18 protein-coding genes are annotated in these 22,952 nt (G+C 70.6%); 10 read left to right on the forward strand and 8 right to left on the reverse strand.

The annotated features are described in order from the left end of the window. Positions 1 to 32: 32 nt before the first annotated feature. From ABZ370_RS21050 to ABZ370_RS21065, 4 genes are all read right to left on the reverse strand, one after another. Positions 33 to 689 (reverse strand): DUF4360 domain-containing protein, encoded by a 657-nt coding sequence (locus tag ABZ370_RS21050; protein ID WP_358622945.1) that lies wholly within the window; start codon positions 687 to 689, stop codon positions 33 to 35. Positions 690 to 750: 61 nt separating this feature from the next. Next, positions 751 to 1,392 (reverse strand): DUF4360 domain-containing protein, encoded by a 642-nt coding sequence (locus tag ABZ370_RS21055; RefSeq protein ID WP_358622948.1) that lies wholly within the window; start codon positions 1,390 to 1,392, stop codon positions 751 to 753. A gap of 251 nt (positions 1,393 to 1,643) precedes the next feature. Continuing rightward, positions 1,644 to 2,153 carry a methylated-DNA--[protein]-cysteine S-methyltransferase gene (locus tag ABZ370_RS21060; protein ID WP_358623532.1) on the reverse strand — a complete coding sequence of 170 codons (510 nt, stop codon included), beginning with the start codon at positions 2,151 to 2,153 and terminating at the stop codon, positions 1,644 to 1,646. A gap of 136 nt (positions 2,154 to 2,289) precedes the next feature. Continuing rightward, positions 2,290 to 3,168, reverse strand: coding sequence for a glycerophosphodiester phosphodiesterase family protein (locus tag ABZ370_RS21065; RefSeq protein WP_358622951.1), 879 nt, complete (start codon positions 3,166 to 3,168; stop codon positions 2,290 to 2,292). Between the two features lie 169 nt (positions 3,169 to 3,337). On the opposite strand from ABZ370_RS21065, the gene uvrB reads away from it, so the two are divergent. From uvrB to ABZ370_RS21085, 4 genes are all read left to right on the forward strand, one after another. Further along, on the forward strand, positions 3,338 to 5,488 hold the full coding sequence (gene uvrB, locus ABZ370_RS21070; RefSeq protein WP_358622954.1) for an excinuclease ABC subunit UvrB: 2,151 nt from the start codon (positions 3,338 to 3,340) through the stop codon (positions 5,486 to 5,488). A 190-nt stretch (positions 5,489 to 5,678) separates the two neighbouring features. Then, the gene (locus tag ABZ370_RS21075) at positions 5,679 to 6,257 is read left to right on the forward strand and encodes a TerD family protein (protein ID WP_358622957.1); all 579 of its coding nucleotides are present in this window, start codon (positions 5,679 to 5,681) and stop codon (positions 6,255 to 6,257) included. Between the two features lie 110 nt (positions 6,258 to 6,367). Next, complete coding sequence (locus tag ABZ370_RS21080) at positions 6,368 to 8,329, forward strand: TerD family protein (RefSeq protein ID WP_358622960.1); 1,962 nt, start codon at positions 6,368 to 6,370, stop codon at positions 8,327 to 8,329. Between the two features lie 251 nt (positions 8,330 to 8,580). After that, the gene (locus ABZ370_RS21085; RefSeq protein WP_358622962.1) at positions 8,581 to 9,585 is read left to right on the forward strand and encodes a TerC family protein; all 1,005 of its coding nucleotides are present in this window, start codon (positions 8,581 to 8,583) and stop codon (positions 9,583 to 9,585) included. A gap of 15 nt (positions 9,586 to 9,600) precedes the next feature. Here the strand turns inward: ABZ370_RS21085 and ABZ370_RS21090 are convergent, their stop codons facing one another. Then, positions 9,601 to 10,911 (reverse strand): MFS transporter, encoded by a 1,311-nt coding sequence (locus ABZ370_RS21090; protein WP_358622964.1) that lies wholly within the window; start codon positions 10,909 to 10,911, stop codon positions 9,601 to 9,603. A 154-nt stretch (positions 10,912 to 11,065) separates the two neighbouring features. Beyond that, complete coding sequence (locus ABZ370_RS21095; protein ID WP_358622966.1) at positions 11,066 to 11,722, reverse strand: MBL fold metallo-hydrolase; 657 nt, start codon at positions 11,720 to 11,722, stop codon at positions 11,066 to 11,068. 319 nt (positions 11,723 to 12,041) lie between these two features. On the opposite strand from ABZ370_RS21095, the gene uvrA reads away from it, so the two are divergent. Beyond that, positions 12,042 to 15,083, forward strand: a complete 3,042-nt coding sequence (gene uvrA / locus ABZ370_RS21100) for an excinuclease ABC subunit UvrA (RefSeq protein WP_358622968.1) — start codon at positions 12,042 to 12,044, stop codon at positions 15,081 to 15,083. 75 nt (positions 15,084 to 15,158) lie between these two features. Here uvrA and ABZ370_RS21105 read toward each other — a convergent pair whose 3' ends face one another. Further along, a complete protein-coding gene (locus ABZ370_RS21105) occupies positions 15,159 to 16,124 on the reverse strand; it encodes a carbohydrate kinase (protein ID WP_358622970.1) in 966 nt (321 codons plus the stop codon). After that, positions 16,121 to 17,200 (reverse strand): LacI family DNA-binding transcriptional regulator, encoded by a 1,080-nt coding sequence (locus ABZ370_RS21110; protein WP_358622972.1) that lies wholly within the window; start codon positions 17,198 to 17,200, stop codon positions 16,121 to 16,123. The genes ABZ370_RS21105 and ABZ370_RS21110 overlap by 4 nt, the downstream gene beginning before the upstream one ends. Before the next feature lie 204 nt (positions 17,201 to 17,404). On the opposite strand from ABZ370_RS21110, the gene ABZ370_RS21115 reads away from it, so the two are divergent. The 5 genes from ABZ370_RS21115 to whiA are packed head-to-tail and all read left to right on the forward strand — an operon-like array spanning position 17,405 to position 22,919. Continuing rightward, entirely contained in the window at positions 17,405 to 17,830 is a 426-nt protein-coding gene (locus tag ABZ370_RS21115) for a Rieske (2Fe-2S) protein (protein WP_358622974.1), read from the forward strand. A gap of 40 nt (positions 17,831 to 17,870) precedes the next feature. Further along, positions 17,871 to 19,988, forward strand: a complete 2,118-nt coding sequence (gene uvrC / locus ABZ370_RS21120) for an excinuclease ABC subunit UvrC (protein ID WP_358622976.1) — start codon at positions 17,871 to 17,873, stop codon at positions 19,986 to 19,988. After that, positions 19,985 to 20,923, forward strand: a complete 939-nt coding sequence (gene rapZ / locus ABZ370_RS21125; protein WP_358622979.1) for an RNase adapter RapZ — start codon at positions 19,985 to 19,987, stop codon at positions 20,921 to 20,923. The genes uvrC and rapZ overlap by 4 nt, the downstream gene beginning before the upstream one ends. Before the next feature lie 2 nt (positions 20,924 to 20,925). Beyond that, positions 20,926 to 21,939: a uridine diphosphate-N-acetylglucosamine-binding protein YvcK gene (yvcK, locus tag ABZ370_RS21130; protein WP_358623534.1), complete on the forward strand. Its 1,014-nt coding sequence runs from the start codon at positions 20,926 to 20,928 to the stop codon at positions 21,937 to 21,939. After that, the gene (gene whiA / locus ABZ370_RS21135) at positions 21,930 to 22,919 is read left to right on the forward strand and encodes a DNA-binding protein WhiA (RefSeq protein ID WP_358622981.1); all 990 of its coding nucleotides are present in this window, start codon (positions 21,930 to 21,932) and stop codon (positions 22,917 to 22,919) included. The genes yvcK and whiA overlap by 10 nt, the downstream gene beginning before the upstream one ends. Positions 22,920 to 22,952: the final 33 nt, after the last annotated feature.

Raw genomic sequence — 22,952 nt, forward strand, 5'->3', positions numbered from 1 at the left:
CCGCTAGAGCCGCCGCCCGCGCCCGTGCGCTCCTACTTCTGCGGGCACTCCTTCCACGCGAAGTGGTAGGTGGTGCTCACGTCGCCGTCCGTCGAGTCCATGGTCATGAAGCTTGTCGTGGTCTGGGTGTTCGACGATCCGGCGTTGACCCGCAGCTCGGTGTTGATGTTGAAGTTCCGCAGCTCACCGCAGGGGGACCAGACCACGGTGGCGATGTCGGCCGTGTCGGTGGTCTGCCAGTTGTCGTCGTAGGCACCGGCGAAGTCATGCGAGGCCGACGTCGTCTGGGACTGCCCCTGGAAGTAGTACGAGGCCTTCTCGGTGGCGGACGCGCCCTTCTCCAGGTGCGCGTAGCCCCGGTAGTCGACGCTGGCGATCGCGTAGGAGAAGCCCTGCGGCACATGCGTGACCAGGTTCAGCTGGCAGTTCTTCCTGAAGTCGGTCGGCTTGGCCCCCTTGCCCACCTGGGCGAGGTACTCGCTGTACGTCACCGTGAAGGCGGTGTTGTCGGGAGAGACGGCCACCGCCGCCGTTCCCGCCGGACAGCCCGATCCGTTGACGGTCGCGACGGTGATCACGATCTTGTCGGGTGGCACGGTGTCGAACGGTGGTTGCGCGTATGCCTGGGAGGTGAGCGTCGAGGCGAATAACGCCGCGACCACGCCGCCTGCGTACAGAACACCGGGCATGATTCTCCATTCGATGGTGGATTTACCCGCCCTGCCGTAGGGGACCGCCCTGTTGAACGGGTTAGGGGCATTCCTTCCACGCCAGGTGGTAAATGGTGTTGGCTCCGCCGTCCGTCGAGTCCATGGCCATGAAGCTGGTGGTGCCGCTCGCGGAGGTGCCCGCGCTTACCCGCAGTTCGGTGTTGATGTTGAAGTTGCGGTCCTGGCCGCACGGCGCCCATACCAGTTCGCTGTATTCCGTGCTGTCGGTGGTCTGCCAGTTGTCGTTGTACGGACCGCTGAAGTCATGGGTGCGCGATGCGGTGTCCGACGACCCCTGGAAGTAGTAACTCGCCTTCTCGGTGCCCTTCGCTCCCTTTTGCAGGGAGCCGTAGCCGCGGTAGTCGACCTGGGCGACGGCGTAGGTGAACCCCTGCGGCACGTGAACGCCCAGGTTGAGCTGGCAGTTCTTACGGATGTCGGTGGGGTTCGAGGTGGGGCCGACCTGGGCGAGATAGTCGCTGTAGGTCACGGTGAACGCCGTGTTGTCACTGGCCACGGCCACCGCGGCGGTGCCTTTCGGGCAGCCCGAGCCGTTCACGGTATTGACGCTTATCTGGATCTTTTCCGGCGGGGCGTCGGGCGCCGAGGAAACACCTTGGGCGGTAAAGGCGGAGGCGAATAACGCCGCGGCCGCGCCGCCGGCGAGCAGAACACCGGACATGGCTCTCCAATTCGATCATCGGGGGACGTGGTTGAGCCGTGAAGGAACGCGTTCATCTTTCGAGCGTGAGCGGGAAGAGCGGAAGAACGAAAGAGCTTTACCGCGTACCGGAATGTGCTTGCGTACCATTCTCGCCGGTTGGGGGCCCGCGAGCGCTCCTAAGGTAAGGGCGGATGGTGGCCATGACAAGATGGCGGCGCATTCCCGGGGCAAAATATGTTCCAACCCGGTAACCGGAGAACCCGGCCCGGTCAGAAAAGCGGTTGCGGAAGTACCCCTTCCAGGGCCAGCAGGGTCCGCTTGGTCTCCAGCCCGCCGCCGAAGCCGCCTATGCCGCCGTCGCTCTCCACGACGCGATGGCAGGGCACCACCACCGGCAGCGGGTTGCTGCCCATGGCCACCCCGACCGCGCGGGCGGCGTCCGGCTCGCCGACGCGGCGGGCGAGGTCCTGGTAGCCGACGACCGTGCCGTACGGAACGTGGGCGGCCAGCTCGCGCAGCACCCGGCGGTTGAATCCGGCGGACAGGGACCAGTCCAGCGGCAGGGTGAACGCGCGGAGCTTCTCGGCGAAGTAGCTCTCCACCTGCCGTATCGCCTCGGTGAGATGCGCACCGGGCTCGGACGCGGGCCCGGTGCCGAGGCGGCGGGTGAGCCGGTCGACGGCTCCGGCCGCTGTCTTCCGGTCGCCGTGGAAGACCACGTGGACCAGCCCCTGGCCGGTGGCCGCGAGCAGCAGGGGACCGATGGGCGTGTCGGACACCGCCCAGGACCAGCCGTGGGTCTCCTGCCGCTCGGACTGCCGTTCCGGCCGCCGCTCTTCGTTCGTCACACCCTCAGCGTAGGCGGGGGGTCCGACAGCGCCCCGCCGTCAGCCGTCGCCCGGGGCGCGGCGGTCGTCAGCGGACGTCGTCCAGCGCCTCCCGCACCACATCGGGCTTGTTGGTGATGATCCCGTTCACCCCCATCCCCGCGACCTTGACCGCCGTCGGGCCGTCGTTCACCGTCCAGGTGTAGACCTCCAGCGGACGGCCGTGCGCACCGTCCACCGACTGGATCTCCTTCACGTACGCGGCGTCGATCGTCGTGTGGCTCGGGTTGATCTGGTCGGCGAACTCCGCGTACCGCGGCAGATCGGCGACGGCCGGAGTGCCCAGGAAACCGGTCTTGACGTCCTTCCGCAGCCGGTGGACCGCCTTGACGGAGTCCGCGCTGAAGCTCTGCACGATCAGCCGCTTGAGGTGCTTGCGGTCCAGCCAGCCCTCCCGGCGCAGCTCGCGCAGCGCCTGCCGCTCGATGCCGGGGTACAGCTCCGGCGCCTTGATCTCCATGAGCAGCTTCTGATGGTTGTCCGAAACCCGGTCCAGATACTCCTCCAGGGTCGGTACCGGCTCGCCCGCGAACTTCGGCCCGAACCAGCCCCCGGCGTCAAGTTTCTCGATCTCGTCCAGGGTGAAGTCGGAGATGTTCCAGGGGGCGCGGTCCGGAAAGACCTCCTCGACGTCGGTGGTCCGGTTCAGTGTGGTGTCGTGCATGACGATCAGCTCGCCGTCCCGGGTGCGCTGCACATCGTTCTCCACCCAGTCGATGCCCAGGTCGTCGGCGGCGTCGACGGCGGCCAGGGTGTTCTCGGGGGCGTAGGCGGAGGCGCCCCGGTGCGCCACCGTGACCGTGTGGTGGTGCGACATGCCGGGGGCGGCCTGCGCCGCCGTGGGGAGGAAGAGCGCGGAGACACCCAGGAAAGCGCCGGATAACGCGGCGGCGGGGCGGATCTGCATACGGACTCCTCGCGTCGTCTGACTCGCGGACGGCCGAAGCGTGCCAGACCGGCCGTACCGGAGGACAGTCACAGAAAGGCCGTACATTGATCCATCCCGTACCCCTCCCGGAGGGGCGGGGGAGCGGGAGGTCCGGTCGTTGTCAGTGGCGAGTCGTACGGTGGGTCTCATGCGGCCCGTGACTCAGATCGAACGCAAGGTGGCGCCCTTCGAGGTCGTCAGCCCGTACACGCCCAGTGGTGACCAGCCCACGGCCATCGCCGACCTGGACCGGCGCGTCCGCGGCGGTGAGAAGGACATCGTGCTCCTCGGCGCGACCGGCACCGGCAAGTCCGCGACCACCGCGTGGATGATCGAGAAGCTTCAGCGGCCGACCCTCGTCATGGCGCCGAACAAGACGCTCGCGGCCCAGCTCGCCAACGAGTTCCGCGAGCTCCTGCCGAACAACGCGGTCGAGTACTTCGTCTCGTACTACGACTACTACCAGCCCGAGGCGTACGTACCGCAGTCGGACACCTACATCGAGAAGGACTCCTCGATCAACGAGGAGGTCGAGCGGCTGCGCCACTCCGCGACGAACTCGCTGCTCACCCGGCGCGACGTGATCGTGGTGGCATCCGTCTCCTGCATCTACGGTCTGGGCACCCCGCAGGAGTACGTGGACCGCATGGTGCCGCTCAAGGTCGGCGAGGAGTTCGACCGCGACCAGCTGCTGCGCCGCTTCGTGGACATCCAGTACGCCCGGAACGACATGGCGTTCACCCGCGGCACCTTCCGGGTCCGCGGCGACACCATCGAGATCTTCCCGGTCTACGAGGAGCTGGCGGTCCGGATCGAGATGTTCGGCGACGAGATCGAGGCGCTGTCGACGCTCCATCCGCTCACCGGCGAAGTGATCACCGACGACCAGGAGCTGTATGTGTTCCCGGCCACCCACTATGTGGCCGGGCCCGAGCGCATGGAGCGGGCAATCGCCGGGATCGAGTCCGAGCTGGAGCAGACCCTCGCCCGGATGGAGAAGCAGGGCAAGCTGCTGGAGGCCCAGCGGCTGCGGATGCGCACCACGTACGACATCGAGATGATGCGGCAGATCGGCACCTGCTCCGGCATCGAGAACTACTCGCTGCACATCGACGGCCGGGAGGCCGGTTCCCCGCCGCACACCCTGCTCGACTACTTCCCGGAGGACTTCCTCCTGGTCATCGACGAGTCGCATGTCACCGTCCCGCAGATCGGCGCGATGTACGAGGGCGACGCGTCCCGTAAGCGCACGCTGATCGAGCACGGCTTCCGGCTGCCCTCCGCGCTCGACAACCGCCCGCTGAAGTGGGAGGAGTTCCAGAAGCGGATCGACCAGACCGTCTACCTCTCCGCGACCCCCGGGACGTACGAGATGTCCCGCGGTGACGGCTTCGTGGAGCAGATCATCCGGCCGACCGGCCTGGTCGACCCCGAGGTCGTGGTCAAGCCCACCGACGGGCAGATCGACGATCTGATCCATGAGATCCGCACCCGCACCGAGAAGGACGAGCGGGTCCTCGTCACCACCCTCACCAAGAAGATGGCCGAGGACCTGACGGACTACATGCTCGAACTGGGCATCCAGGTGCGCTATCTGCACAGCGACGTGGACACGCTGCGCCGGGTGGAGCTGCTGCGCGAGCTGCGCGCGGGCGAGTACGACGTACTGGTCGGCATCAACCTGCTGCGGGAGGGCCTCGACCTGCCGGAGGTCTCGCTGGTCGCCATCCTCGACGCGGACAAGGAGGGCTTCCTGCGCTCCGGCACCTCGCTGATCCAGACCATCGGCCGCGCCGCCCGTAACGTCTCGGGCCAGGTGCACATGTACGCCGACAAGGTCACCGCGGCGATGGAGAAGGCCATCGAGGAGACCAACCGCCGCCGGGAGAAGCAGATCGCGTTCAACGAGAAGAACGGGATCGACCCGCAGCCCCTCCGTAAGAAGATCGGCGACATCGTGGCGACCCTCGCGCGCGAGGAGATCGATACCAAGGAGCTGCTGGAAACCGGCTACCGCAAGTCGGCGGACCAGGGCAAGGGAGCGGGCAAGGGGCAGGCGAAGGCGCCGGTGCCCGCCCTGGCCTCCCACAAGGCGGGCGGCAAGGCGTCGAAGGGGGCGAAGGACGGCGAGCTGACCGACCGCCCGGCCGCCGAACTGGCCGAGCTGATCGAGGAGATGACCGCCCGGATGCGCGCCTCGGCGGCGGAGCTGCAGTTCGAGGTCGCGGCCCGGCTGCGGGACGAGGTCGGGGAACTGAAGAAGGAGCTGCGGCAGATGAGGGAGGCCGGGCTCTCCTGACCTCTGGGGCGGATGGGGTCGCGCTGTGGTCCCGCTGTGTTGCAAGACCGACACAAAAGCCCGCTCGTCTGGCCGGAGCCCTGGTCACCGTGCATAGGGTTTTCGTGAGGGCCGTGCACAACGGCGCGGCCGTGGCCGCGCCGTACGCGGTGGCCACGGGGAAACCGAGAGACGAGAGTAGGGACAGCGCGTGACGGTCAACATGTCCAAGGGACAGGCCATCAGCCTGCAGAAGGCCGACGGGGGCACCCTGACCGCGGTGCGGATGGGACTGGGCTGGCAGGCGGCGCCCCGCCGCGGACTGTTCGGCTCCCGCACCCGTGAGATCGACCTCGACGCGTCGGCGGTGCTCTTCGCCGACAAGCAGCCGACCGACGTCGTGTTCTTCCGCCACCTGGTGAGCGACGACGGCTCGGTGCGCCACACCGGCGACAACCTGGTCGGCGGCGCCGGACAGGGCGGTGACGACGAGTCGGTCCTCGTCGACCTGCAGCGGGTGCCGGTGCACATCGACCAGATCGTCTTCACCGTGAACTCCTTCACCGGCCAGACCTTCGCCGAGGTGCAGAACGCGTTCTGCCGACTGGTCGACGAGACCAACGGCCAGGAGCTGGCCCGCTACACCCTCACCGGTGGCGGCCAGTACACCGCGCAGATCATGGCCATCGTGCAGCGCGAGGGCAGCGCCTGGCAGATGAAGGCCGTGGGCGAGCCGGCCAACGGCCGCACCTTCCAGGACCTGATGCCGCACATCGTGCCGCACCTGTAAGCGCAGCGGTTTCTCCCGTCGGCCCGGTGGTGCGTCTGCCCGCCGGGCCGACGCGCTCATGCGGCACGGCACCACCACGCACACAACGGAACACAACGAGGGGACGCACGATGACGGCCGAGCTGGTCCGGGGGCAGAACCACCCGCTGCCCCAGACCCGTTTGGAGATCCGGATCTCGGCGGGCAATCCGATCGTGGCCGGGGTGACACTCGGCGATGAGCAGGGCACGGTGCAGGGCGTCGAGTGGGTCGCGCACCCCGCCTCGCCGCAGCTGCCCGGCATCGAAGTGTCCAAACAGGCGGCGGCCGACCACCGGCTCGCCGTCGACCTCGACGCGCTGCCCGAGGGCGTCCACCGGGTGCATGTGCTGCTCGCCCTGGTGGGCGGGGCGGGCGGCCCGGCCCGCTTCGGCGCCATGGCCGCGCCGTCCGTCACCGTCACCGGCCTCGACGGCACCGGGGTGGCCGGATACACCCTCACCGACCTGGACTCGGAGTCCGCGGTGGTCGCCGTGGAGCTGTACCGCAGGCAGGGCGCCTGGAAGATGCGCGCGGTGGGCCAGGGGTACGCGGGCGGGCTGGCCGCGATGCTGGGGGACCAGGGGCTGCCCCAGGCCGTCGAGCTGGCCGCCGAGATCAACGACGCGGTGGCGCGCGGTATGGCCCGCTCGGTGGCCCCGCCCCCGCCGCGTACCGCCGGGGGCGACGGCCGGGTGCGTACGGCCACGGCGGGCACCGGAGCCGCGCCGGACGCCCCGGCCCCGGCTCAGCCGCAGCCGCAGGCGGGGGATCAGCCGCAGGCTGGAGCTCAGCCGTCGTCCTCGTCAGGGGGCACGGCCCCGGGCGGCGGGCGGGTCGACTACCAGCACCCCGGGCGCCGTACCGCGGCGCCGCCCACGCCCCCTCCGGCCGCGCCGCCCGCCCCGCCCGGACAGCCCCCGCAGCCCGTCGCGGGGGACGCCTCCGGCTGGTCCCTGGACGAGCGGCTCTACAACCAGGTCTGGGGCATGTTCGAGGACCTGGCGCGGACCGCCGCCGCCTATCGCAGCGCCGTCGACTTCGCCGAATCCCGGATGGAGCAGGAGCTGGACAAGGTCCTCTCCGATCCGCGCACCCGGATCGGCCCCGAGGCCGACGCCGCCCGCGCGCGGGCCCGCGCCAAGCAGGCCGGTCTGGTCGAGCAGGCCCGGGCCGCCCTCGACCGTGACCTGGCGCAGCTGACCGCCGAGGCCGAGGTCGTCGAGCCCGCGCTGCCGCCCGCGTACGCCCGCTGGGACAGCCCGGTCTGGCAGGGCTATCAGGTGCCGATGGAGATCCCGATGGCGCTGCGCCTGGGCGATCTGCACCTTCCTGAGCGCACGGACCTGCGCATCCCGCTGCTGGTGCGGCTGCCGCTGGAGCGCGGTCTGTGGATCGACGCGGGGCGCACCGGCTCGGCCCGCGGCGGCCTGCTGGACTCCGGTGAGCTGCGCAGGCTGGCCGCCGAGACGGCGGTGGCGCACGCGGCGCGGCTGCTGGCGGTCTATCCGGTGGACGAGTTCTCGGTCCAGGTGATCGACCCGGCGGGCTCGGCCGCGGCGTCGCTGGCCCCGCTGCTGTCGTCCGGCGCGCTGCGTGTGCCGCCGGCGGCCGGGGCGGCGGGGGTGTCCTCGGTGCTCGCCACGCTGACCCGGCGCGTCGACCTGGTGCAGATGGCGGTCCGCAGCGGGGCCACCGACGCGCTGCCGCCCGATCTGGACCTCGCCCAGCAGCTGCTGATCGTCCACGACTTCCCGCACGGCTTCGACGACCGGGCCGTCACCCAGCTGCGCTATCTCGCGGACGAGGGGCCCTCGGTCGGGGTGCATCTGATGATGGTCGCCGACCGCGAGGACGCGCAGGCGTACGGGCCGGTGCTGGACCCGCTGTGGCGTTCGCTGCTGCGGATCACACCGGTCGCCGACGATCACCTCGCCGACCCCTGGGTCGGCCACGCCTGGACGTACGAGCCGTCGTTGGTCCCGGCGGGCAGCCAGGTGCTCCAGCAGGTGCTGGGGCAGGTGGTGCGGGCCCGGCAGACCTACGGCCGCTGATCGTCACCTCATCAACCCCTTCTCTGAGCAGGGTATTTGCCTTTCTCTTTACTCTTTCATGGGTCTTCCTGTACTCTTCTTTACGCGGAGGGGAGTACTCCCAAGTGGTGACCCCGTCACCACGGATCGCGCCCGTGCACCTTGAGTCGGGTCGGGCGCGATCCCGGGGCACCGGTCCGGGCGCGAGTCCGGGCGGAGGAGACCTCCGGCAGCGACGACGCTGAAATTGCCGTACGAATGCCGGAGGACCCGTGGACGTTTCCGTGGCCATGTGGGGGCTGACGATTGTCGGTCTCTGCGCCCTTATCGCCGTCGACTTCTTCATAGGCGGCCGCAAACCGCATGAGGTCTCCCTCAAGGAGGCCGGTATCTGGACGGCCGTCTGGGTCGCCCTCGCCGGGCTCTTCGGGCTCGGGCTGCTGGTCTTCGCGGGCGGTCAGCCCTCGGGCGAGTTCTTCGCGGGCTTCATCACCGAGAAGTCGCTGAGCGTCGACAACCTCTTCGTCTTCGTCCTGATCATGGCGAAATTCGCGGTGCCGACGATCTACCAGCAGCGAGTGCTGATGGTGGGCGTGCTGATCGCACTCGTGCTGCGGGCGGTCTTCATCGCCGCGGGTGCCGCGATCATCTCGACCTTCGCCTGGGTCTTCTACATCTTCGGCGCCTTCCTTATCTGGACCGCCTGGAAGCTCATCCAGGAGGCGCGCTCCGATGAGGAGGAAGAGGAGTTCGAGGAGAACCGCCTGCTCAAGGCCGTCGAGAAGCGCGTCCCGTCGACCGACCAGTACCACGGCACCAAGCTGTTCATCATGGAGAACGGCAAGCGGCTGATGACGCCGATGCTGGTCGTCATGCTGGCGATCGGCACCACGGACGTCCTCTTCGCGCTGGACTCCATACCCGCGATCTTCGGTCTGACCCAGGACCCGTACATCGTGTTCACCGCCAACGCCTTCGCGCTGATGGGTCTGCGCCAGCTGTACTTCCTGATCGGCGGGCTGCTCAAGAAGCTGGTCCACCTGTCGTACGGGCTGTCGGTCATCCTCGGCTTCATCGGCGTCAAGCTGGTGCTGCACGCGCTCCACGAGTCCGGGGTGCATGTCCCGCAGATCTCCATACCGGTCTCGCTGGGTGTGATCTGCGCGGTGCTCGCGGTCACGACGATCACCAGCCTCTACGCCTCGAAGAAGCAGGCCCTGGCGGAGGCGGCGACCGGGGAGGGCCGCGCCCGGGACAAGGACGGCGCCGACGTCTGACGCCCGTCCAGGGCCTCAGCTCAGGGCCTCCCCGGCCTCCAGGGGCCGCACGGCCGACCGTCCGCCCGCCGGACGGTCGGCCGTCGGGCGTGTATCCGGCAGCAGGGCGAAGCAGCCCAGGCTCAGCAGCGCGACCGCGGTCAGATACAGGGCGACGCCCCAGGGCGGGCCGTCGCCCCGGGAGACCGCGGTGGCCACGATGGGGGTGAGCGCGCCGCCGAGCACCCCCGCGAGGTTGTAGCCGACCCCCGCGCCCGTGCAGCGCACCCGCGGCTCGTACAGCTCGGGCAGATAGGCCGAGGTCACGGCGAACATGGTGATGAAGGCGAGCAGCGCCCCCAGGTAGCCCAGGAACATCAGCGGCGGCTCCCCGGTGCGCAACAGCGCGATCAGCGGGAACATCCACACCACCGTGGCCGCGCAGCCCAGCAGGCACAGGGGCCGCCGTCCGAAGCGGTCGCCGAGGTGGGCCGCCAGGGGCGTCAGGGCGCCCATGACCGCCACGGCCGCCATGATGCAGCCGAGCATGACGGTGCGGTCCACTCCGAGCCGTTCGGTGCCGTACGCGAGGGACCAGGTCGTCACCGCGTAGAAGACCGCGTAGCCCACCGCGAGCCCGCCCGCGGTCAGCAGCACCAGCCGCCAGTGGCCGCGCGCCACCTCGGCCAGCGGCGCGGCGGCCCGCTCGTCGCGCTCGGCCAGCTCACGGAAACGGGGGCTCTCGGGCAACTGGGTGCGCAGCAGCAGCCCCGCGGCGACCATGAGTCCCGCGCCCCAGAAGGGCACCCGCCAGCCCCAGGAGCGGAAGGCGGCGTCGGAGAGCGTGGCGGACAGGATCAGCATCGTGCCGTTGGCCAGCAGGAAGCCGATGGCCGGGCCGACCTGCGGAAAGCCCGACCACAGGCCGCGCCGTCCGGCGGGCGCGTGTTCGACGGTCAGCAGCACCGCGCCGCCCCATTCGCCGCCGAGCCCCAGTCCCTGGAGGAAGCGGAGCGTGAGCAGCAGGGCGGGGGCGGCGACGCCGATCGTGTCGTACGTCGGCACGAAGCCGACCGCGACCGTCGCGAGGCCGGTCAGCAGCAGTGAGGCGATGAGCACCGGCCGCCGGCCGTGGCGGTCACCGAGCGGCCCGAGCAGCATCGCGCCCAGCGGCCGGGAGATGAACCCGGCGGCGAAGGTGCCGAAGGCGGCCAGGGTGCCCACGAGCGGCGAGAAGGTGGGGAAGAAGAGCGGGCCGAGGACGAGGGCCGCGGCCGTGCCGTAGACGAAGAAGTCGAAAAACTCGATGGCGGTGCCGACCATTGACGCGGCGGCGAGGCGAGCCATGGAGGGGGCGGTAGGGGCGGAGGGAGCGGAAGGGGCGGACGGGGCGCGGTCGTCGTCGCGCTGGACGTCGTGCATGCCGCGCCAACAGCCGCCGCGGCGCACCGGTTACGGGGCGCGCGGCGGCATGCGGCGCGATGAGGGGGTGGAGGGGGCGCTACCAGCCGCGCTCGCGCCATGCGGCGAGGTGCGGGCGCTCGGAGCCGAGGGTGGTGTCGTCGCCGTGGCCGGGGTAGACCCAGGTCTCGTCGGGGAGCCGGTCGAAGAGCTTGGTCTCGACGTCGTTGATCAGGCTCTCGAACGCCTCGGGGTCCTTCCAGGTGTTGCCGACGCCGCCCGGGAACAGGCAGTCGCCGGTGAACACGTGCGGATGGCCGTGCGGGTCGTCGTAGACCAGGGCGATGCTGCCCGGGGTGTGGCCCACCAGATGGCGGGCGGTCAGCTCGACCCGGCCGACCCGCACCGTGTCGCCGTCCTCGACGGGCACATCGGTGGGCACCGGGATGCCCTCGGCGTCGTACCGGCCCGCCAGGGTGCGGGCGCCGGTGGCGTCCACCACCTCGCGCAGCGCGTTCCAGTGGTCCTGGTGGCGGTGGGTGGTGACGACGGACGCGATGCCGCTCTCGCCGATCAGGGAAAGAAGGGTCCGCGGCTCGGCGGCCGCGTCGATCAGCAGCTGCTCGTCGGTGGCCCGGCAACGCAGCAGGTACGCGTTGTTGTTCATGGGACCGACCGCGACCTTCGAGATCATCAGATCGGGCAGTTCGTGCACGTCCGCCGGTCCGCCGACCGTCACCGCTCCGCTGTAGGTCATGGCCTCAGCCTAGTCCCGCGAGGGCGGGCGGCGCGGGGCCGGGGGCGAGGTGACGGCGGGGGAATACTGGGGGCGTGATGCGTCTTTTATCCGGTAGTGGCCGAGGGGTGCGCGCCACACGATCGGGTGAACCGGGCGCCCGAGCCCGGCAAATCGAATGTGCGTGCTATAGGCTCGGCGTGCTGCATCCTTAAGACATCGCCGTGGCGCCCCCATACCCTGGGTCGGGGGCTTCGCTCCGCTCCGTCCTGCCCGTCGGGAAGGGGCCCGGGGGCGGGCCCGGCGCACCCACCTCTCCTCAAGAAAGGTGCCGACCGGCGTGGCCGACCGTCTCATCGTCCGTGGCGCTCGCGAGCACAATCTCAAGAATGTCTCGCTCGACCTCCCTCGTGACTCCCTCATCGTCTTCACCGGACTGTCCGGGTCGGGCAAGTCGTCCCTCGCGTTCGACACGATCTTCGCCGAGGGGCAGCGCCGCTACGTCGAGTCGCTCTCCTCCTACGCCCGGCAGTTCCTGGGCCAGATGGACAAGCCCGATGTGGACTTCATCGAGGGCCTGTCCCCGGCGGTGTCGATCGACCAGAAGTCGACGTCGCGCAACCCGCGCTCGACCGTCGGCACGATCACCGAGGTCTACGACTACCTCCGGCTGCTGTTCGCCCGCATCGGCAAGCCGCACTGCCCCGAATGCGACCGCCCGATCGCCCGCCAGTCGCCGCAGGCGATCGTGGACCGGGTGCTGGAGCTGCCCGAGGGCAGCCGCTTCCAGGTGCTCTCCCCGCTGGTGCGCGAGCGCAAGGGGGAGTTCGTCGACCTCTTCTCCGATCTGCAGACCAAGGGCTACAGCCGGGCCCGGGTGGACGGCGCGACGATCCAGCTGTCCGACCCGCCGAAGCTGAAGAAGCAGGAGAAGCACACCATCGAGGTGGTCGTGGACCGCCTCACCGTCAAGGACAGCGCCAAGCGGCGTCTGACCGACTCGGTGGAGACCGCGCTCGGCCTCTCCGGCGGCATGATCATCCTGGACTTCGTGGATCTCGACGAGGACGATCCGCAGCGCGAGCGGATGTTCTCCGAGCACCTCTACTGCCCGTATGACGACCTGTCCTTCGAGGAGCTGGAGCCGCGCTCCTTCTCCTTCAACTCGCCGTTCGGCGCCTGCCCGGACTGCACCGGGATCGGCACCCGGATGGAGGTCGACCCGGAGCTGATCGTTCCGGACGAGGAGAAGTCGCTGGACGAGGGCGCCATCCACCCGTGGTCCCACGGCCACACCAAGGACTACTTCGGGCGGCTGGTCGGCGCGCTCGCCGACGCGCTCGGCTTCCGTACGGACATCCCCTGGGCCGGGCTTCCGCAGCGGGCCAAGAAGGCGCTGCTGAACGGCCACCGCACCCAGATCGAGGTCCGCTACCGCAATCGCTACGGCCGTCAGCGCGCGTACACCACCGCGTTCGAGGGCGCGGTGCCGTTCATCAAGCGGCGCCACACGGAGGCGGAGAGCGACACCAGCCGGGAGCGGTTCGAGGGCTATATGCGCGAGGTGCCCTGCCCCACCTGTGAGGGCACCCGCCTCAAGCCGATCGTCCTCGCGGTCACCGTGCAGGAGCGGTCCATCGCGGACGTCTCCGCGATGTCGATCAGCGAATGCGCCGAGTTCCTGCGGAACATGGAGCTGACCGCCCGCGAGAAGACCATCGCCGAGCGGGTCCTCAAGGAGGTCAACGAGCGGCTGCGGTTCCTGGTCGACGTCGGCCTGGACTATCTCTCGCTCAACCGGGCGGCGGGCACGCTCTCCGGTGGTGAGGCCCAGCGCATCCGGCTGGCCACCCAGATCGGCTCCGGCCTGGTGGGCGTGCTGTATGTGCTGGACGAGCCGTCGATCGGCCTGCACCAGCGCGACAACCACCGGCTGATCGAGACCCTGGTGCGGCTGCGTGACCTGGGCAACACCCTGATCGTCGTGGAGCACGACGAGGACACCATCAAGTCCTCGGACTGGGTGGTGGACATCGGCCCGGGTGCCGGTGAGCACGGCGGCAAGGTGGTGCACAGCGGACCGCTGAGCGAGCTGCTGGTCAACGAGGAGTCGGCGACCGGCCACTATCTGTCGGGCAAGAAGGCCATCCCGCTGCCGGGAGCACGGCGTCCCATGGACGAGGCGCGGCAGCTGACGGTGCACGGCGCCCGGGAGAACAACCTCCAGGACATCGATGTGTCCTTCCCGCTCGGCGTGCTCACCGCCGTCACCGGCGTCTCCGGCTCCGGGAAGTCCACCCTGGTCAACGACATCCTCTACACCCATCTGGCCCGCGAGCTGAACGGGGCGAAGACCGTCCCCGGGCGGCACACCCGGGTCGCCGGTGACGACCTGGTCGACAAGGTGGTCCATGTCGACCAGTCGCCCATCGGCCGTACGCCGCGGTCCAACCCGGCCACGTACACTGGGGTCTTCGACCATGTGCGCAAGCTGTTCGCCGAGACGATGGAGGCGAAGGTGCGCGGCTATATGCCCGGGCGCTTCTCCTTCAACGTCAAGGGCGGCCGCTGCGAGAACTGCTCCGGCGACGGCACCATCAAGATCGAGATGAACTTCCTGCCGGATGTGTATGTGCCGTGCGAGGTCTGCCACGGCGCGCGCTACAACCGGGAGACGCTGGAGGTGCATTACAAGGGCAAGTCCATCGCCGAGGTGCTGGACATGCCCATCGAGGAGGCGCTGGGCTTCTTCGAGGCGGTGCCGACGATCGCCCGCCATCTGCGCACCCTCAACGAGGTCGGCCTGGGGTACGTCCGGCTCGGCCAGCCCGCGCCGACCCTCTCCGGCGGTGAGGCGCAGCGGGTCAAGCTGGCGAGCGAGCTCCAGAAGCGGTCCACCGGGCGGACGGTCTATGTGCTCGACGAGCCGACCACCGGTCTGCACTTCGAAGACATCAACAAGCTGATCAATGTGCTGTCCGGGCTGGTCGACAAGGGCAACACGGTGATCGTCATCGAGCACAACCTCGATGTGATCAAGACGGCGGACTGGGTTGTCGACATGGGCCCGGAGGGCGGCAGCGGCGGCGGTCTGGTCATCGCCGAGGGCACTCCGGAGGAGGTGGCCTCGGTCGCGACCAGCCACACCGGAAAGTTCCTGCGGGACATGCTGGGCGACCGGGTGAGCGACGCGTCGGTGCCCGCGGCCCGCGCGGGCGGCACGAAGAAGAAGGCCTCCGCCAAGAAGGCCCCGGTCAAGGCGGCGGCCAAGAAGACAGCCGCGAACAAGACCGTGGCCAACAAGTCGGTGGCCAAGAAGGCCGTCACCAAGAAGGCGGTGGCCAAGTCCACGGCCGCCTCGAAGCGGACAGCCGCCCCGTAGCGGGCGGAAGAGTTCTCCGTGCGGTGCGCCGCGCCCGGCCCGGGCGCGGCGCACCGCACGTTCAGGCTTACGCGCCTACGCCAGCTCGGCGGCGTACGGCGGCTCGGCACCCGCGCGGGAGCAGGTGATCGCGGCGGCCCGGGCGGCGAAGCCCAGCACGTCCCGCCAGGCCGCCTCGCCCAGCTTGGCCACCGCGGGCGCCGACAGCGCGTCATGCGCCGCCAACCGGTGCAGCAGCGCGGCGTTCACGGTGTCGCCCGCCCCGATGGTGTCCACGATCTCCACCCGTTCCCCGGGCACGGCCCAGCGCGATCCGTCCTGGCAGAGCACGCTCAGCCCATCCCCGCCGTGGGTGCAGACCACGGCCGCCGGTCCGGCCGCCGCCCACTCCCGTATCGCCGCCTCGACCGCCGCGTCGGACTCCGCCGGGGCGTTCCCGGAACCGGCCAGCCAGCGCGCGTCCTCGACCGACAGCTTGAGCAGCCCGACGTACGGCAGCCAGCCGCGGAAGCGGGCCCGGTAGGCGTCCGCGTCGGGGATGAGCCCGGTGCGGATGTTGGGGTCGAGCGCCGTGAAGACGCCCCGCCCCGCCTCGCGCCGCAGCAGCGCCTCGTACGCGCTCGCGCCCGGCTCCAGCACCAGCGAACAGGTGCCCAGCGACAGCGCGGTGGTCTCCTCGGGCAGGGCCGGGGGCAGCTCGAAGAGCCGGTCCGCGGTGCCCTGCACATAGAAGCCGTAGCCCGCCGAGCCGTCGGCGCCGATCGACGCGACGGCGAGGGTGGTGGGCTCCGGGCCGCGCCGCACCAGCGCGGTGTCCACGCCGTCCTTCCGCAGCCGGGACAGCAGCGCCTCGCCGAAGCCGTCCGTGGAGACCCGTGAGCAGAACGCGGTCGGCACGCCGAGCCGCCCCAGCGCCATCGCGGTGTTGTAGGGGCCGCCGCCGCGGGCCGGACGCAGCGCGGGCAGCTCGTCGCCCGTCACGGCGGGAGCCGCGCGGTCGGGCACGAGATCGATCAGGGCTTCTCCGGCGACGACGATCACGGGACGGGGTCCTTTCCTGGGAGCGGCGGATGGTCGGGGCATGCGGGAGCGGAAGAGGGCGCGGGTTCGGGCGCGCAGCCGCAGGACGTGCGGTGGACGAAGGTGCAGGGCAGCCGCACGGTACGCGGCGGCCGCTCCGGACGCTCCAGCCGGTCCAGCAGCAGCCGGACCGCGGTGCTGCCGATCTCCCGGCTGGGCTGGGAGATCGCGGTGAGCCCGGGGGAGAAGACATCGGCCCAGGAGAAGTCGTCGAAGCAGACGAGCGCCAGATCGCCCGGTACGGTGCGGCCCGCCGCCCGCAGGGCGCGCAGCGCGCCGATGGTCATCACGTTGTTGGCGGTGATGATCGCGGTGGGCGGCTCGGCCGAGGCCAGCAGGTGGTGGGTGGCGTCCTCCGCGCCGCGCGCCTCGGAGTGGCCGTCCGCCAGCAGCCCGGGATCGAACGGCAGCCCGCTGTGGTGCAGTCCGGTGCGGTACCCGGCGATCCGCTCGACGGTGGTGCTCAGCCCCGGCAGACCCGCGACCAGGCCGATGCGGGTGTGGCCCAGTTCGGCGAGGTGGCGCACCAGTTGTTCGAGCGGGAACGCGTTCTCGGCGCCCACCTGGTCGTACGGATGGTCGTGTCCGTCGCCGACCATCCGGTCGAGGAAGACGCAGGGGACGCCGTGCCGGATCAGATAGCCGATCAGCGCGGTGGGCTCGGCGGACGGCGCGACGATCACTCCGTCCACCCGGCGCTCGTGGAGCAGCTGGACGACCTTCCGCTCATGGGCCGGGTCGTCGTGCGGATCGGCGATCAGCAGGCTGTAGCCCTGTTCGAGGGCACCGGCCTCGACGCCCTGGAGGATCTCCGTGAAGTACGGGTTGCTGATCGCCGAGACGGCCAGCCCGATCGAGCGGGTGCGGGCGGTGACGAGGGAGCGGGCGAGGGTGTTCGGGGTGTAGCCGAGGTCGTCGATGGCGTCCAGGACGGCCTGACGGGTGTCCGGGCGCACCCGGCGGGTCTCGTTGACCACATGCGAGACGGTGGCCACGGAGACGCCCGCGCGCCGGGCCACGTCGACCATGGTTGCCATCCGCTCGCCCTCTCCGACTGTCCTGCCCGGGCCGACTGTCCCGCCCGGATGTGCCGGAGGGAACGTATCGCACCGTCGACGTGACGTAAACGCTTACGCAAGCGTTTACGCGCAGGTCGGAGCCGACGGAGGGCTGACCGATCCGTGCCGGTATGGTCGTATGGCAGCAGCTCATCCCGTATCGCCCTGCCCCGTGGAGCCCCCATGACCAGCCAGCCCGCCTCCCGACGAACCGTGCTGTGCGGAGCGGCGCTGGCCGGAGCCGCCGGGCTCGGGGCCGCGGCCTGCTCCCCGGAAGGGTCGGGCAAGAAGGCGTCCGCGACCCCCACCGCCCCCGTCGACCTCGGCTCCGCCGACGCCGTCCCGGCCGGTGGCGCGAAGATCTACCGCGAGGACCGGGTCGTCGTCTCCCGGACCGCCGGGGGCCAGTACAAGGCGTTCAGCGCGGTCTGCACCCACCGGGGCTGCGTCGTGGACGCCGTCGAGGACGGAAAGATCAGCTGTCCCTGCCACGGCAGCGTCTTCGACGCCCGCACCGGCAAGGTTCTCCAGGGGCCCGCCGTCGCCCCGCTGCCGTCCGTGCCCGTCAGGGTGAAGGGCGGAAAGCTCGTCGCGGGGCCGGAGGCCTGAGGCGCCTGAACTGTCACCGCCCGCCAGTAGGGTGGTGACCATGGCCGACCCGAGCAGCTACCGTCCCAAGCCGGGACAGATCCCCGAGTCGCCGGGGGTCTACAAGTTCCGTGATGAGCACGGCCGGGTGATCTACGTTGGGAAGGCGAAGAGCCTGCGCCAGCGGCTCTCCTCGTACTTCCAGGACCTGGCGAACCTTCACCCGCGCACCCGGACCATGGTCACCACGGCCGCCGCGGTCGAGTGGACCGTGGTCTCGACCGAGGTCGAGGCGCTGCAGCTCGAGTATTCGTGGATCAAGGAGTTCGATCCCCGGTTCAACGTCAAGTACCGCGACGACAAGAGCTATCCGTCGCTCGCGGTGACCCTCAACGAGGAGTTCCCGAGGGTCCAGGTCATGCGCGGCGCCAAGAAGAAGGGCGTGCGCTACTTCGGCCCGTACGCCCACGCCTGGGCGATCCGCGAGACCGTCGACCTGATGCTGCGGGTGTTCCCCGTGCGCACCTGCTCGGCCGGGGTGTTCAAGCGCTCCGCCCAGATCGGCCGCCCCTGTCTGCTCGGCTACATCGGCAAGTGCTCGGCCCCCTGCGTCGGCCGGGTCACCGCCGAGGAGCACCGCGAACTCGCGGACGAGTTCTGCGACTTCATGGCAGGCCGTACCGGCACCTACATCCGCCGCCTCGAACAGCGGATGCAAGAGGCCGCCGAGGAGATGGAGTACGAGAAGGCCGCCCGGCTGCGCGACGACATAGGGGCGCTCAAGCGCGCCATGGAGAAGAACGCGGTCGTCCTCGCCGACGCGACCGACGCCGACCTGATAGCGGTCGCCGAGGACGAGCTGGAGGCCGCCGTCCAGATCTTCCACGTCCGGGGCGGCCGGGTGCGCGGTCAGCGCGGCTGGGTCACCGACAAGGTCGAGGCCGTCGACACCGCCGGCCTGGTCGAGCACGCCCTCCAGCAGCTGTACGGGGAGGAGCGGGGCGACGCCGTGCCCAAGGAGGTCCTGGTGCCCGCCGTACCGGACCCGGCCGAGCCGGTCGCCCAGTGGCTGAGCGAGCGCCGGGGCTCCCTGGTCGATCTGCGCATCCCGCAGCGCGGCGACAAGAAGGACCTGATGACCACCGTCCAGCGCAACGCCCAGCAGGCGCTGGCGCTCCACAAGACCAAGCGCGCCTCCGACCTCACCACCCGCTCCCGGGCCCTGGAGGAGATCGCCGAGGCGCTGGGCCTGGATTCGGCGCCGCTGCGCGTCGAGTGCTTCGACATCTCCCATCTCCAGGGCGATGACGTGGTGGCGTCCATGGTGGTCTTTGAAGACGGGCTGGCGCGGAAGAGCGAGTATCGCCGCTTCCAGATCAAGAGCTTCGCCGGGCAGGACGACGTGCGCTCCATGCACGAGGTCGTCGGCCGCCGCTTCCGCCGCTATCTGCAGGAGAAGCAGAAGCTGGGGGAGTGGGAGGAGAGCGCCGAACCTGACGAGGCCGCCCAGGTGCCCCCTGCCCAGGAGGCCCCCGCCGATGCGCCTCTTACCGATGCGCCTCTTACCGAGGAGCCCCTCGCCGAGGAGACGCCCGCCGACGAGGCCTCCGGTCCTCTCGACGACGACGGCAGGCCCCGGCGGTTCGCGTACCCGCCCCAGCTCGTCGTGGTCGACGGCGGGCAGCCGCAGGTCGCCGCCGCCAAACGCGCGCTGGACGAGCTGGGCGTCGACGACGTGGCCGTCTGCGGCCTCGCCAAGCGGCTCGAAGAGGTCTGGCTGCCCGATGAGGACGACCCGGTGGTGCTGCCCCGCAGCAGCGAGGGGCTGTATCTGCTCCAGCGGGTCCGCGACGAGGCCCACCGGTTCGCCATCACCTACCAGCGCAGCAAGCGTGCCAAGTCGCTGAAGGCCGGACCGCTGGATTCCGTACCCGGCCTCGGCGACAGCCGTAAGCAGGCGCTGCTCAAGCATTTCGGCTCCGTCAAGCGGCTGCGCGCCGCCACGGTCGAGCAGATCTGCGAGGTGCCGGGCGTCGGCCGGAAGACGGCCGAGACGGTCGCGGCGGCGCTCACCGGGGCGGCTCCGGCCGCGCCCGCCGTGAATACCGCCACAGGAGAGATCATTGAGGACGAGGCCGCATCGTCGGCGCCGTCCGCGAACCGGGGGACGAGATCATGACCGAGCACGAGACCCACGGAGACGGAGCGCAGGTGAATACGGGCACGACGGGAGAGTCCGCCGAGGCGGCGGCAGCCATTCCCGAGCTGGTGATCATCTCTGGTATGTCCGGCGCGGGCCGCAGCACCGCGGCCAAGTGTCTGGAGGACCTGGGCTGGTTCGTGGTGGACAATCTGCCGCCCGCCCTGATCCCCACCATGGTGGACCTGGGCGCCCGCTCCCAGGGCAATGTGGCCCGGATCGCCGTGGTGGTGGACGTCCGCGGCCGCCGGTTCTTCGACAACCTCCGCGAATCCCTCGCGGACCTGGCCGCCAAGAACGTCAAGCGGCGCGTGCTGTTCCTGGAGGCGTCCGACGAGGCGCTGGTGCGCCGCTTCGAGTCGGTGCGCCGCCCCCACCCGCTGCAGGGCGACGGGCGGATCGTGGACGGCATCGAGGCCGAGCGCGATCTGCTGCGCGAGCTGCGCGGCGACGCCGATCTGGTGATCGACACCTCCAGCCTCAACGTGCACGAGCTGCGCGCCAAGATGGACGCCCAGTTCGCCGGTGAGGAGGAGCCGGAGCTGCGCGCCACCGTCATGTCCTTCGGCTACAAGTACGGCCTGCCGGTCGACGCCGATCTGGTGGTGGACTGCCGCTTCCTGCCCAATCCGCACTGGGTCCCCGAGCTGCGCCCCTTCACCGGGCTCAACGAGGAGGTGTCCGGCTATGTCTTCAACCAGCCCGGCGCCAAGGAGTTCCTGGACCGGTACGCCGAGCTGCTCCAGCTGATCGCCGCGGGCTACCGCCGCGAGGGCAAGCGCTATGTGACGATCGCGGTCGGCTGCACCGGCGGCAAGCACCGCAGCGTCGCGATGTCCGAGCGGCTGGCCGCCCGGCTCGTCGCCGAAGCGGTCGAGACCGTCATCGTCCACCGGGACATGGGGCGCGAGTGACGATGCGTAACGGGCGGCTGCGGCGGCTCGTCGGGGCCCGTACGGGCCGCAGCGCCCAGCCCAAGGTGGTCGCGCTCGGCGGCGGTATGGGCCTGTCGGCGTCGCTCGCCGCGCTGCGCCGGATCACCGGTGATCTGACCGCCGTGGTCACGGTGGCCGACGACGGCGGCTCCAGCGGACGGCTCCGCGACGAGCTGGGGGTGCTGCCGCCCGGCGATCTGCGCAAGGCGCTGGCGGCCCTGTGCGGGGACGACGACTGGGGCCAGACGTGGGCCCGGGTCATCCAGCACCGCTTCATCAGCGAGGGGGAGCTGCACGGCCACGCGGTCGGCAATGTGCTGATCGTCGCCCTGTGGGAGCAGATGGGTGACCATGTGGCCGCGCTCGACCTGGTCGGCAAGCTGCTGGGCGCGCACGGCCGGGTGCTGCCGATGTCGGCGGTGCCGCTGGAGCTGCAGGCGTACGTCAAGGGCCATGACCCGGAGCGTCCGGAGGAGGTGTCGACGGTCGCCGGGCAGGCCACGGTCGCTCTCACCCCCGGCGAGGTGCAGTCGGTCCACCTGGTGCCGAACGACCCGCCGGCCGTCCCCGAGGCGGTCGCGGCGGTGATGGACGCCGACTGGGTGGTGCTGGGCCCGGGCTCCTGGTTTTCCTCCGTCATCCCGCATCTCCTGGTGCCGGATCTGCTGCGTGCGCTCACCGACACCAAGGCCCGTCGGGTGCTCTCGCTGAACCTCGCGCCGCAGCCCGGCGAAACCGATGGCTTCTCCCCGCAGCGTCATTTGGAGGTTTTGGCCCGACACGCCCCTAAACTCGCCTTCGACGTGGTGCTGGCCGACGAGGCCGCCGTCCCCGACCAGAGCAGTCTCTGCGATGCCGCGAAGCGACTGGGCGGCACGGTCGAGCTGGCGCCGGTGGCCGCGACCGACGGTTCCCCGAAGCACGACCCGGAGCTACTGGCGGCCGCGTATGACCGTATTTTTCGGATGCATGGAAGGATCGGCCCATGGCGATGACGGCAGCGGTGAAGGACGAAATCTCCCGGCTTCCCGTCACCCGCACCTGCTGCCGGAAAGCGGAGGTCTCGGCGATCCTGCGGTTCGCGGGCGGCCTGCACCTGGTGAGCGGGCGCATCGTGATCGAGGCGGAGCTGGACACGGGCATCGCGGCCCGCAGAGTGCGCAAGGACATCCTGGAGATCTTCGGGCACTCCTCCGATCTGGTGGTGATGGCCCCCGGAGGGCTGCGCCGCGGCAGTCGGTACGTGGTGCGGGTGGTGGCGGGCGGTGATCAGCTGGCCCGGCAGACCGGCCTGGTCGACGGCCGCGGCCGGCCGATCCGCGGACTCCCGCCGCAGGTCGTCTCGGGTGCCACCTGTGACGCCGAGGCGGCCTGGCGCGGGGCGTTCCTCGCCCACGGCTCGCTCACCGAGCCCGGCCGCTCGTCCTCCCTGGAGGTGACCTGCCCCGGCCCGGAGGCCGCGCTGGCGCTGGTCGGCGCCGCCCGCCGGCTGCAGATCGCCGCGAAGGCGCGCGAGGTGCGCGGAGTGGACCGGGTGGTCGTCCGGGACGGTGATGCCATCGGCGCGCTGTTGACGCGGCTGGGGGCGCACGAGTCGGTGCTCGCCTGGGAGGAGCGGCGGATGCGCCGCGAGGTGCGGGCCACCGCGAACCGGCTGGCAAACTTCGACGACGCCAATCTGCGCCGCTCCGCCCGGGCCGCCGTCGCGGCGGGCGCGCGGGTGCAGCGCGCGCTGGAGATCCTGGCCGACGAGGTGCCCGAGCACCTGGCCGCGGCCGGGCGGCTGCGCATGGAGCACAAGCAGGCCTCCCTGGAGGAGCTGGGCGCGCTCGCCGACCCGCCGCTGACCAAGGACGCCGTCGCGGGCCGTATCCGCAGGCTGCTGGCCATGGCCGACAAGCGGGCCCAGGACCTGGGCATTCCGGGTACGGAGTCGACCCTGAGCGACGAGATGGCCGAGGGCATGGTCGGCTGACCGGCCGCCATCTCCCGCGCCCCCGGCTCCCGT

The sequence above is a fragment of the Streptomyces sp. NPDC005962 genome (assembly GCF_040629205.1).
GTDB lineage: Bacteria > Actinomycetota > Actinomycetes > Streptomycetales > Streptomycetaceae > Streptomyces.

Bases quoted from the DNA above. Each gene is read 5' to 3' on its own strand.
- ABZ370_RS21050 (WP_358622945.1), bottom strand. From the start codon at position 689: ATGCCCGGTGTTCTGTACGCAGGCGGCGTGGTCGCGGCGTTATTCGCC.
- ABZ370_RS21055 (WP_358622948.1), bottom strand. From the start codon at position 1,392: ATGTCCGGTGTTCTGCTCGCCGGCGGCGCGGCCGCGGCGTTATTCGCC.
- ABZ370_RS21065 (WP_358622951.1), bottom strand. From the start codon at position 3,168: ATGCAGATCCGCCCCGCCGCCGCGTTATCCGGCGCTTTCCTGGGTGTC.
- uvrB (WP_358622954.1), top strand. From the start codon at position 3,338: ATGCGGCCCGTGACTCAGATCGAACGCAAGGTGGCGCCCTTCGAGGTC.
- ABZ370_RS21080 (WP_358622960.1), top strand. From the start codon at position 6,368: ATGACGGCCGAGCTGGTCCGGGGGCAGAACCACCCGCTGCCCCAGACC.
- ABZ370_RS21090 (WP_358622964.1), bottom strand. From the start codon at position 10,911: ATGGCTCGCCTCGCCGCCGCGTCAATGGTCGGCACCGCCATCGAGTTT.
- ABZ370_RS21095 (WP_358622966.1), bottom strand. From the start codon at position 11,722: ATGACCTACAGCGGAGCGGTGACGGTCGGCGGACCGGCGGACGTGCAC.
- ABZ370_RS21110 (WP_358622972.1), bottom strand. From the start codon at position 17,200: ATGGCAACCATGGTCGACGTGGCCCGGCGCGCGGGCGTCTCCGTGGCC.
- ABZ370_RS21115 (WP_358622974.1), top strand. From the start codon at position 17,405: ATGACCAGCCAGCCCGCCTCCCGACGAACCGTGCTGTGCGGAGCGGCG.
- uvrC (WP_358622976.1), top strand. From the start codon at position 17,871: ATGGCCGACCCGAGCAGCTACCGTCCCAAGCCGGGACAGATCCCCGAG.
- rapZ (WP_358622979.1), top strand. From the start codon at position 19,985: ATGACCGAGCACGAGACCCACGGAGACGGAGCGCAGGTGAATACGGGC.
- yvcK (WP_358623534.1), top strand. From the start codon at position 20,926: ATGCGTAACGGGCGGCTGCGGCGGCTCGTCGGGGCCCGTACGGGCCGC.
- whiA (WP_358622981.1), top strand. From the start codon at position 21,930: ATGGCGATGACGGCAGCGGTGAAGGACGAAATCTCCCGGCTTCCCGTC.